This is a genomic window from Pseudoalteromonas sp. NZS127_1, assembly GCF_015864295.1.
GTDB classification, from domain to species: domain Bacteria; phylum Pseudomonadota; class Gammaproteobacteria; order Enterobacterales; family Alteromonadaceae; genus Pseudoalteromonas; species Pseudoalteromonas arctica.
Genome location: NZ_JADYXO010000004.1, coordinates 43,866 through 55,429 on the forward strand (window position 1 = coordinate 43,866; position 11,564 = coordinate 55,429).

Sequence of the window (11,564 nt, forward strand, 5' to 3'; positions counted from 1 at the left end):
GCATTTAACTATGCATTAGGTTGTTCAGGTTTTTGCGAGTAATCATAATAATCGTAATAACCATGGCTATGCTCGTCTTTACTTTTACTCATATCTACTTGGTTAAGCACAATACCTGCAACATGAGCTTTAGATTCAAACAAGCGCTCAATACCCGCTTTAATAGGTTTAATTCGCGTAATATCCGACTTAACAACATAAATTACCGAGTCTGTACTTTGCGCAACAACTAACGCATCACTCACGGCTTGTGTTGGCGGTGTATCTATAATTATGTGGTCATATTGAGCTTTCAAGCCATCAATTACTTCACTAAAGCGCGAGTTAGATAAAAGCTCTAACGGGTTACTAGGAATTTGGCCGCTAGGCATAATAGTTACGCCTGACTGCACATCAACATGTATACACTCACTTAACTGTTCTGTGCCTACAATTAAATTACTTAACCCTGGGTGAAATACTGGTATATCAAAGCGCTTTGCAATACTTGGTTTACGTAAATCTGCATCAATTAATAATACTTTACCCATTTGTGCAAGCGACATAGCTAAATTAGCTGAGGTCGTTGTTTTACCTTCACCTGGAGCACTTGATGTAACAGCGATTACTTTATGGTCACGCTCTAACTGAGTTAATAACAAGCTAGTTCTGAACGTACGTACTGATTCAGCAAAACGCCTATAATTATCATCAAGATAGGCGTGAATCGGAAAAACACTCTTCTTAGGCATTGGTACATGTGGTAATAAACCAATCATACGCTGGGCAAGCTTACTTTCAACGTCATTTTTGGTTTTAACAGTGTCGTTAAGGGCGTCAAATATAAAGCTCATTACTACTGCAAAACCAAAACTTGCCACAAAAGCTAAAATAACAATAAGCTTTTTATTCGGCTTCGCTGGTTTGTTTGGAGCATAGGCACGATCCGTAAAGCGTGCAGCCGCCGAGCTAAAATCGCTTGTTACTTCGGTCTCTTTTGAGCGAGATAAAAACGTATTAAAAATATTTCGATTAGTCTCAACTTCGCGTTTTAGTTGGTTATATTGGGTTTCTTTACGAGTAATATCTTGATATTCAGCACGAATTTTAACTAGGTCACGCTCAAGCGCACTTACAGTGCGTGTTATACGGTTTAGCTCTTTTTCAATGCCAGTAATAAGACCCTTAATTTGCTTATTTAAATTATTTTTTACAGTAGCAAGCTCAGCTTTAGCTGAGATAATTTTCGGGTGTTTAGGCCCATACACTTCACCTAAGTCACTTAATTTGCGTTCTACTATAACGACTTCACGCTTTACGTTTTGTATAACTTGGTGTGATGTAATTTCAGGCATGCTACCTAAAAGTTCTATATTATTGTTACCGTACTCACTAATAACTCGATTAATGCTTTCAAGGTTGTTTTTTTCGTTACGTGCAACAATTAACTGCTGCGATATCTGTTCAAGCTCCTGCGTAGCAAGCCCTGCTATACCTTCAATATCTACTAGCTTTTGCTGTTCTCGGTAAGCTTGCAGGCGCACTTCTGAGTCATCAAGCTGAATTCGCAATTGCGATAAGCGTGTATTTAGCCAACTAGATGCTTGTTGAGTAATACCCATTTTTGCGCGCATTTGGCTATTAATATAAACCTCACCAACTGTGTTAGCTACAAGTGCAGCTAACTTAGGATCGCTTGATTCAAAACTAACCATAACTAACTGTGTATTACGAATAGGCGAGACTGATAGACGAGATTTAAAAGCGCCTAACAAGCCAAGCATTTCACGATCGGCTTGATCCTCAGGTGAATATACAGTTTTTTCTTTTTTATTTAAAAAAGGGAGTTGCTCTTTTATAGCTGTTTTCAGTTCACCTAAAACAGATGGTTTCCCAATGAAGTCTGGATGTGCTTTTAAATTAAGTTTGGTAATTACCTCACGGGCAATACTGTCAGACTTCATTACTTCAAACTGAGTAAGGTAATACTCCTTTTTAGTAGAGTCTAAACCATATATTTCTTGAAAGCTTACAGCCTTAGTTTGCTCTGCCTCAATAAGTAAAGTAGCCGTTGCAATATATTTAGGTGCTAAGGTTAAAGCAACCATAATAGTTAGTAATGTAACAACGATCGAAAAACCCAAAATACGCCATTTGGCGCGTTTAATTACATTAATATATGCACTTAAATCAATAATGTCTTCATTATTGGTTAGAGTTTCATTTATTTGGTTCATTAATTACTGCCTTGTAAACTGCTTAAAACAAGCGTTGTTCTATTTTTATGGTATCGCCCGCTGCAATCTGGCTATTTAAATTACCTTTTTGTTGCTGCTGTTTAGTTTGCTCTTTAAAAATATAAATTTTATCTACCGAGGCACGCTCAGTTAATCCCCCCGCTAGTGCAATAGCTTGGTTAACTGTCATAGCAGGCTGATAAGAATAAGCACCAGGGTTTTTTACTTCACCGTGAATATAAAAAGGACGGTATTCAATAACCTGAACGTATACGTTGGGGTTTATAAGATAATCAGGTTGTAGGCCTTGTATTATAACTTGTTCAACCTCTGAAATATTAAGCCCAGCTAGTTTAACTTTACCTAAAAATGGGTAATTAACCTCACCACTATTACCTAAAAGTGCAGTAACCTCTAAATCAGGTTGGCCAAACACTTTTATTTCAACCTTATCGCCAGCACCTAAAATATAACTTTGTGCTGTTTGAGCAAAGCAAACGCTGCTTAAAACTAGCAGCGTTAAACTAAAAATAAACTTCATTAATTAGCCTTTAAAGCAAATGTAAAATTAACACCTACAATAACACGATCAAACTCTATTGCGCTTTGAGTAGAATCTTTATCAATAAAATCGACGTAAGTAGAAACCATACCAAAATTACTAGCAACGTAGTTTAAACCTAAACGAGCACTTTTAGATTTATCTTTACGGCCTACATCTCCAGTGTATTGTTCGTTAGTGTAATTAATACCAGCAAGTGAGCTTAAATAGTCACTCCAGTTGTGAGTCCAATTAACACCATATGTACTTTCTTTAATGTAATCCCCCTGGACTAAAGGATCTTTAGCCGCGCGGCTAGTTGTAAATTGCACGGTAGAATAACTAAGTGGTTGCCAGTTAACTCCTGCTTCCCAGCTTAAACCGCTAAAATTCTGGCGCTCATTAGCGCTAAAGTCTTTATTTTGATAACCTAATTTAAATGAGCCAGATGTAACCGCTGTTGCCTCCCACTCCATACCAAGTAGTATTTTCACATCATCACTATTACGTGAAATACCATTAGTTTGTAAAAAATCGTAACGGTAGTTTTCTTGCTTAACTTCTAAAAATGTACGAGTAGATGCTTGGGTGTTATAGTAACCAGTTACACTAATTAACGATTTATCGTAATCACGATATTGCGATACTTCTCTAAAATTTTGATATTTTTTACTAAAAAAACCAGCTTTTAAAGCAACTTGAGCTTTTGAGCTTTGTGCACCGTATTCGTAGCGCACTAAAACATTTTGTTGCTGATATTTTACAAGCTCATTTACTGCATCACCTAAGCCTTCGGTTAAACCGCTACCACGCGGCTCGTATAACCAATCTGCATCACCGTTAATATCTAAACGATGTTGACTAGTAAATTCTTTATGTACACCAGCACCAATATTAATTTGGGTAAAATTGTCAGCACTATCTTTATTATGTAAAGAGCTGCTCGTACCTAAATCAAGTTTGTAACTGTCAGGGCCATCTTCAATAACGGCTTTTATATTAGGCTTAATAGTCCAAATTAAACGCGACTCTTTGTTTCCAGGTGTGGTAAAAAAGTTATTATTACTACTAATGCCTGTTTGTAAGGTAGGTGTAATTTCGGCGCCATCCTTAGTCATAACGCTACCTGGCTTTAAATTTGCAGCTACGGGAGCTGCAAACCCAACACTTAACATAGCAAAAATAGGGGCTAGTGTTTTAGTATGCATTTGCATTCTTAAATCCTTTAAAAATTGTCATAAAAATAATTTTTATATCAAACCATAACGACCAGTGTTTAATATAATGTAAATCAAATTCTACACGTTTTTCCATTTTATCAAGAGTGTCGGTTTCGCCGCGCCAGCCGTTAATTTGCGCCCAACCTGTAATTCCTGGCTTAGCTTTATGGCGTAACATGTAAAACTCTACCTTTTTACGGTACTCCTCATTATGGGCTACAGCGTGCGGGCGTGGACCTACAATAGACATATCGCCTTTTAAAACATTTATAAACTGCGGTAACTCATCAAGGCTTGTGCGGCGTAAAAAACCACCCAGTGGTGTAATGCGCGCATCATTTTTTTTGGCTTGTGTAACCACTGCACTGTTTTCGGTAACAGTCATTGAGCGAAATTTCCAAACCTTAATTTTTCGCCCATCTAATCCGTACCTATCTTGTTTAAAAATCACAGGGCCTTTAGAGGTGAATTTAACAGCAAATGCAATTGCAATAAGAATAGGCGATATCATCATTAAAATAATAAAGGCTACTATTATATCTTCAGTACGCTTTATAAACTCACGCGCGCCTATAAATGGCGATTCAAATACACTTAAAGTATCAAGCTCACCCACATGCTCAATACGGGCATGTATTAAATTAGACATTAAAAAATCAGGTATAATATGTACATCAACAGTGGTGTCACCAAGCTGCACTAATATATCAGCTATACGTTTATCTGCCTTCATAGGGAGTGCAATATATAAAACGCCTATCTCCCCGTTTCGAGCAGCATTTACAGCATCTTGAACTTTACCGGCAACATCATGTTTTGTTGAATTTTCAAATAAACGCTCGGGCTTACGGTCATCATAAAAGCCTAAAAACTTAAAACCTAATTCATCATTTTTATTAATTTCATTATATAAATGTACTGCAGATTCTGTAGCGCCAACAATTGCAACATTGCGTAAATTTATTCCTAACTTTCTTCTGTTTCGTTTAAATAAATAGGTAACTACCCTCCAGCTATACATGAAGGCAAAACTTAGTAAAAACCATAAACCTAAACCAATACGAGAAAGCTCATCAGTAAATTTAAAAGCGAATGACACAAAAAATAAAACAGCAAACGCGGCGAATAAAGAGCCCCAAGCACATAGGACCATGGTTCTAAACTTACCTGCACGCCAAGAGCGATAAGCGGAGAATATTTCCGCACAATACAAAAAACTTAAAGCAACGGTTAAAACTGCAACCATGTAAGTGGGTGTAAGCTCAAAGCTATAAAATAAAGCAGAACATTGAAAGGCTATAAACAATGCAAAAATATCGAATAAACGGTAAAAATTAGCATCAGACGAACCTGTAGGCTTAAACGTCCTTGAAGATGTCATACTATGTATCCCTATAGATATCTTAATGAGTGAATTAAGCTCCACAAAACTGTAGTTAAATATTACAGCATCGTATTGGAGTATACAATAATAGGTTAAGGAATATATGCAATAATACTAAGTAGAAAAGCATCATTAATCAAATGACAGAAACCAATTTAAACAAAATAAACATTTATTAACAAAGTAAACATTTCCACTCCCCACCCACCTTCATTCTCGTCAAAGCTACAACCATTTTTGACCTAAATACGACACAGACTTAGGTAAAATAAATAGAGGTCTGATAAAGGGCTTAAACGTAATAATGAAGATTAAACATACAAATATTGGGATTGTTATGGAAAGTAAAAAATGGGTAACATAGCCAAAACTTTCCAAACTATAATAGTTAAAAAATAAAGCTATGAAAAACTGGTGTAAAATAAAAAATTCAAGGGAATTATTGCCAATATTAACGAACAAATGATTTACAAACCCTATTTTAGAAACAAATACCACAAAGCCTACAAAAAACAAAGTCATCGGAATATACTTAACAAGCAAAACTAAGTACCCCACCGCACCTATTATATTATCTTTGGAAGCAAGCATAAAAAGTAAAGATAAGGCCATAACAACCACAACTACTTTTTGGTTATCTAACATCTCTACTATAAAAGTCTTAAATAAAAACCCAGCCACAAAAAAAGGTATTCCTTGATAAGCAAGATTATAAAAAAGCATATTACTTATTTCAAATTCAAAACTATATAAGTCTAAGAATAGATGAATAGCAAAGGATGTTAATAGAGTAAAAACTAACTGTACAGGTAAGGAAAATCGACTAATAACGACAGCATAAGCACTTAATGCAAGTAAAGCATAAACAAACCAAAGATTACCAAAAGGTACTGGAAAGATATACCCTCGAGGAAAAGATGGGTAATTACTCCAAGGGTACAAATTAAAACCAATTATTTCAAAAGTTAATGAAATAACTGTCCATAATATTATCACCCACAACATGAGCGGCAATCTCTTAGTTAAAAACCACTTAGATTTGCTACCTGTTATAGATGCCATAACTAGGCCAGCTGCTAAAAAAAAAGCCGGTATCCTTGCAAAACTAAGTATATAGTTAACTTTGTCTACTAAGGTAAAAACAATATGTGTTGAAGAACCGTACAATGCGGTAAATGACAGCAACGCATGATGAAAAGCAACCAATAAAACAGTAATTCCTTTTAAAGCATCAACCCAAATTATTCTTTTTTTAAATGTAACTTCCATTGTAACATTCCTAATTAGTATAAACTTATTGCATATTTTAACTCACAGTTTAATTTAAAAAACTATCGTATTTAAACTGTATAACGAGAGTATAAAGCCATGGGAAGTCCACTATTCGCTATAAAATATAATAGCAACACTACAAACTATTTTAAATGTATAGTATTCTCATTGATAACTTTTTAATGCTGGTTAAAATTAATTGAACCTCGAGCGCATCCCTTTCACTTCACCTTTTAAATAAACATTAAATTTACACAATAGATAAAAAAACAAAAATATAAAAAAGAATCGGACAGGCGTAAAGCTAAAGTTTTGATAAATGATATACAAAAAGCTGTTTCCATAACAGAAAAGGATTAAAGATGACTTACTCAAAGTAAGAAAAGGCTGAAAATACCGTTTAGCCATATACTTAGCAGTAAAAAGCGAAAGCTCAATTATTAATATTGATGTGATGCTTCCATATATAAAATATTCTAAAAAATTTTTGTTTCGTAACTCCATAGTGGCAAGCTCTTTTAAGCTTACCGGTAAATAAAAGAATAAGGACAATAGAAATACAAATATTGCGAGAATGTGAGAGTTAGATCCAAACAAACTATCACCATTAAAGTTCTTTGCTAATAAAATACCAATGAAGACAAAGAAAAGTGAATGCAATACAGAAGGACCAGCAATTACATCACTACCGCCATATAGCATTGCTGAGATATATTCTCCGTATGGTAGAAAGCTCAAACTAGGTAATAATCCATAAAAAGTTAATATATGAGGAGTTAAAATAATGAATGCCAACAAGATATAACGCTCGGACCTCAAAAGCATTAATAAATAGGGAGATACAAATAAAACTACCGCATAAAACTTCAATATATCCGTAAAGGGAGTCCCACTAAGCAGAAGCCCTAATCTGAAAAAATATAATAAACTGAAATCACTGAAAAAGACCCATACTGCACATGAGAATAAATAATACAAATAGCATTTTAAAGCTTTCTCCCACAACTTACCTCTGACAAATTTAAACCCTTTCCTATCTATTTTTGCGAAATATGAAAAGTACAAAAAAAAGCCTAAAACAACAATAAATAGAGGTGTAGCACTTCGAAATAGTAGATTTATTTCCATAATTGGATAAAAGTTAAGACTAGTAAATGTATGCGACGTCATTGCGAGGAAAATCGCAATACCTCTAGCTAAATCTATACCAAAAATCCTTTTTTGATTTTTTACTTCACTCATCGTTAGCTCAAACCCTTAGTACTATCGAAATAACAAAAAACAATAAAATTACTTAAAAAAGTAAAATACAATAAAAACAAAGATCAACTGATATTAGATAACGTATAAACTAGATATAAATTTTTAAAGAGAATTAACATAGTATGCGTTCATCAAAAACTTCCACTTCCCTGCATTCACTTTTCTAACCTCAAAATGGTACGAAGTAAACTTCAATTTAAAAAGTAAGTCATCTGCCATCAAATTGGAAGGATACAATTAAAAACTTTGAATTCACTTCCAAAACAATAGCCTTTGCTTAAGTGTGAGCATAAGCAATAAAGCACTTGATATATTACTAACCATGTTAAGAGCTGCAGACAATTCTAAGTCAGATAAATGATATTCCCTGATAAACTTTTTATCGAAGTTCAATAATTTATCAATATGTTCTATTTCTAATTTACTTGAAATTGACCCGTCTCGTACAGTGTAAACATAGCCGGCCTCATTAAGGACCTCTGCATTTGCCCCCTTGCTAAACAGCTTGCTAAAAAATAATAATCTTCGCCAATTTTTACTTCTGGCCAGTATTTAACCCCATGATTTTTAACAAACTCATTTTTGAATAGAGGTTTAATGTAACCTGTCGATTTCACTTTGGTGAAGACTAAATTAGTTTTTATAAGAAAAGATAAATTTAATTTACCTAATGGTAGTTCAGTGCTCGAGTAAAAAGGACCTGAAATAGCACCATCACTGCTTAATTCACAAAAGTTGTCGATTAAAACATCTGCTCCAGTGGACGCCTTGCTTAGCATGTTTTTCAATCTGTTTTGGTTCATATAATCATCAGAATCTAACACAGCAATCCATTTACCTTTAGCTGTAGAAAATCCAATATTTCTCGCCGCGCCTGGCCGCCATTTATTCTTGAGCGCAGTAACTTAACACGTGTGATCTTATTGATTCAATCTGATCACACGTATTATCCGTTGATGCGTCATCAACGACTATAACCTCTACCTAACCCCCTTTTAGCGACAAAGCAAAGTTAATAGAGGTTAATATAAAATTTTGAGCATTCCATGCTGCAATAATAACCGAAACATCAATAGTGTTTGACATTATAAATCCTAAATAAATTATGTATATTTGCGAACTAGGCCTTTGCTGAATAAGCCGTAAAAAGCTTACTCCATCTGATAAATCACATAAAGAATTAAGTGCTGGACTTTTAGATGAAATCGCAAAGTAAAAAACGTGCCTAACTAAGCCCAATTAACCTATAAATGACTTTTGGCTATATACTCACGAACAATACCCGGTACGCTCCATATAAACTTACCACCTGATTTGTTAACTAGTACAATAACTCAGCATCATTACCCCCATTTAATACTTCAGGCTTAAATTCAAACTTTTTACTACCTTAAAACTAACATCAATTAAAGTGTAGTTAGCAACCCATTTTATTGCTGAACCATTTGCTATTGCACGCTCATGACATACAGCTACATTTTGATAGAATGAGATCCTAGACTCAGAAAGTATCGCTAATTGATGCCCAAATGCTACATTATTACTTTATAGACTTAATATATAAGTCTAATCATATTTGTATTAGTCTTTGCATTCTAGCTAGGAGGTGATTATATGCCTCATTAAAATCACCTGTGCTCGAAGTGAAAACAACTTTTTACAACTTTAGTTCACTGCCAATTATTTTTGTAATATCTTTCTATTCATAGAAGCCCTAATAAAGCGAAATGGTACGAGAAACATCGCTCCTGGAAATCTTTTTAAAATAGATACTGCTAATCCTCTGTTAAAACCTACTCTGGTAATAAAGTGCTTCAACATTAAATAAGAATAAAGATTTAAATGCTGATCTGCAGATTGCTTAATCAAAGCATATTCGCTTTTTTGTAACGGAAATGAAGAAAGTATCATTTTATACAAAATAAAATGATACCCTTGCTGAGTCGAAGATGAGAGTTTATTCCAATCGAATGAATCAAAATAAATGTTTACTCCTGCACCGCAGTGAACATTTTTATTTAATGAAAAAATAACTTTTTCGCAGCTACGCACTAAATGTAGCCAAAGAAAAAAATCCTCTCCAGCACTTACTAATGAAGGATCAAAACGCTTATCTGGCAGTGATTTAAAATCGTAAACAATACAAGATGTTTGACTTAAATATTCTCTAATAAATAGTTTAAAACAATTAGCTCCTGATAATTCAGCTAAATTCTTATCTGAACTAAATTTAATATTATATTCAATCAGCATATCGTTCCACTCTTTGAAACAATTCAATGATTCAAACCATGATAGAGCTGTATTAAAGCGGCTATGATTACAAAAATAAAAACCTGCTCCAGCTGACAATGCTGATAAGGCTTCGGAAACATGATGCTTGTTCCAAACATCGTCCGAATCTAAAAATGCAACGGTATCTATTTTATTTTTTTGCAAATAATCTAACGCAGTATTCCTCGCAACTGCTGGCCCCGCATTTTTTTGTTTGATTAATTCTATTTGACAATTATCTGGCAATTGAACTGAAGCAAGCTCTTTGTCTGCTGGTACTGGCGAGCCATCATCAACAACCACAATCGTAAATTTTGTCTTTTTAACCTCTTGCGCCGCTATTGAAAGCAATGCTTTAGCTAATATACCTGATTCCCGTTGATAAAAAGGTATAACTACTCCAACATGATACTTAAACATAATACTTTCCTATTTTACATTTATATTGCAAAAAGCCTATTTCCATTCTTTAACAACAACGTTATACATAAATTCGGGTCATTTAATTACTATAAACTGTTGATTTTACAATACTGAGATAATTTTTCTAACGCCATCTCTGACCTATCTATAAAGGTATTATCGCTACTCATTTGCCCGTGATTTTTAGCAAGCATTAAAAGCTTTTCAGCAGCATTATCTATAAAGTACGAATCAGTAAAATTTAATAATTTACCCAGTTGAACACTTCGATTTCCCATACCTTGGTTACCTGTTTTATGTGACCAAAAATCCTTAATTGAAGAACTTGGTGCGGTATTAAATTTAAGATCAATTGACATTGATTCTGACCAATCAAACCATTTATTTCTATGTAGTGGAAAGATGGGCTCTAATGCTAGCCATGGCACTCGAAGCGTATCTGCTAAAATAGCCCCATGCATCGCCTCTGTTACAAGTAATTCAGTTTGTTGTATCGCTTGTAACGAACGCATTACATTTGGATCTGTTGGGTCTATATAGTTAATTCCCGCTTGTTTACATACACTCTGCCAGTTTCCACGGGGAATACTTTCCCAATGAGGCATAAAGCTTACTTTGTATTTTTTGGCTTGAGCTGGTAGATTCATAAATCGTGTTAAAATAGCTGCATCAGTAATAGCTAAGTTAGGGTCTAAGTTAAGTGCCTTGGCTGTTCTTGGGCCGCGAACAAAAGCAACATCCCAACTTCCGTCGTGTACATTTGGTTTTCCTGAATAACCGCCGTACCCAGAACCCATAACAATTTTTTTAGGTTTTTTAGGTAAAAAGTCCCATAAAATAGAGCCAACGCCTAAAAAAAGTTCGTCTTCATTGTCATCAAGAAAGCCTGGAGCGAGTAATGCATTCCACATAATGTTATTTAAGTCATCACCGAAATTGGGAATATCGCCTTTGTAAAAAGTAAGTTTCAT

The 11,564-nt window shown here is 34.5% G+C and carries 8 protein-coding genes and 1 pseudogene; all 9 read right to left on the reverse strand.

What is annotated here, in order from left to right; all coding sequences use genetic code 11:
- Positions 1-8 precede the first annotated feature (8 nt).
- Complete coding sequence (locus I6F50_RS05705) at positions 9-2,216, reverse strand: polysaccharide biosynthesis tyrosine autokinase (protein WP_197175541.1); 2,208 nt, start codon at positions 2,214-2,216, stop codon at positions 9-11.
- A 22-nt stretch (positions 2,217-2,238) separates the two neighbouring features.
- On the reverse strand, positions 2,239-2,757 hold the full coding sequence (locus tag I6F50_RS05710) for a polysaccharide biosynthesis/export family protein (RefSeq protein ID WP_197175542.1): 519 nt from the start codon (positions 2,755-2,757) through the stop codon (positions 2,239-2,241).
- Positions 2,757-3,971: an outer membrane beta-barrel protein gene (locus tag I6F50_RS05715; RefSeq protein ID WP_197175543.1), complete on the reverse strand. Its 1,215-nt coding sequence runs from the start codon at positions 3,969-3,971 to the stop codon at positions 2,757-2,759. Before I6F50_RS05715 ends, I6F50_RS05710 begins: the two co-directional genes overlap by 1 nt.
- Complete coding sequence (locus I6F50_RS05720) at positions 3,955-5,358, reverse strand: undecaprenyl-phosphate glucose phosphotransferase (protein WP_197175545.1); 1,404 nt, start codon at positions 5,356-5,358, stop codon at positions 3,955-3,957. The genes I6F50_RS05715 and I6F50_RS05720 overlap by 17 nt, the downstream gene beginning before the upstream one ends.
- 228 nt (positions 5,359-5,586) lie before the next feature.
- On the reverse strand, positions 5,587-6,630 hold the full coding sequence (locus tag I6F50_RS05725) for an acyltransferase (protein WP_197175546.1): 1,044 nt from the start codon (positions 6,628-6,630) through the stop codon (positions 5,587-5,589).
- Between the two features lie 198 nt (positions 6,631-6,828).
- A complete protein-coding gene (gene opgC / locus I6F50_RS05730) occupies positions 6,829-7,875 on the reverse strand; it encodes an OpgC domain-containing protein (protein ID WP_197175552.1) in 1,047 nt (348 codons plus the stop codon).
- Between the two features lie 437 nt (positions 7,876-8,312).
- Positions 8,313-8,780 (reverse strand): annotated as a pseudogene (locus tag I6F50_RS05735) (glycosyltransferase); the annotation flags it as partial.
- Between the two features lie 796 nt (positions 8,781-9,576).
- A complete protein-coding gene (locus I6F50_RS05740; RefSeq protein WP_197175554.1) occupies positions 9,577-10,590 on the reverse strand; it encodes a glycosyltransferase family A protein in 1,014 nt (337 codons plus the stop codon).
- Between the two features lie 89 nt (positions 10,591-10,679).
- Positions 10,680-11,564 (reverse strand): polysaccharide pyruvyl transferase family protein, encoded by an 885-nt coding sequence (locus I6F50_RS05745; protein ID WP_197175563.1) that lies wholly within the window; start codon positions 11,562-11,564, stop codon positions 10,680-10,682.

Excerpts from the sequence above, each read along its gene's own strand:
- I6F50_RS05705 (WP_197175541.1), bottom strand. The coding sequence starts at position 2,216 with ATGAACCAAATAAATGAAACTCTAACCAATAATGAAGACATTATTGAT.
- I6F50_RS05715 (WP_197175543.1), bottom strand. The coding sequence starts at position 3,971 with ATGCAAATGCATACTAAAACACTAGCCCCTATTTTTGCTATGTTAAGT.
- I6F50_RS05710 (WP_197175542.1), bottom strand. The coding sequence starts at position 2,757 with ATGAAGTTTATTTTTAGTTTAACGCTGCTAGTTTTAAGCAGCGTTTGC.
- opgC (WP_197175552.1), bottom strand. The coding sequence starts at position 7,875 with ATGAGTGAAGTAAAAAATCAAAAAAGGATTTTTGGTATAGATTTAGCT.
- I6F50_RS05720 (WP_197175545.1), bottom strand. The coding sequence starts at position 5,358 with ATGACATCTTCAAGGACGTTTAAGCCTACAGGTTCGTCTGATGCTAAT.
- I6F50_RS05725 (WP_197175546.1), bottom strand. The coding sequence starts at position 6,630 with ATGGAAGTTACATTTAAAAAAAGAATAATTTGGGTTGATGCTTTAAAA.
- I6F50_RS05740 (WP_197175554.1), bottom strand. The coding sequence starts at position 10,590 with ATGTTTAAGTATCATGTTGGAGTAGTTATACCTTTTTATCAACGGGAA.
- I6F50_RS05745 (WP_197175563.1), bottom strand. The coding sequence starts at position 11,564 with ATGAAACTTACTTTTTACAAAGGCGATATTCCCAATTTCGGTGATGAC.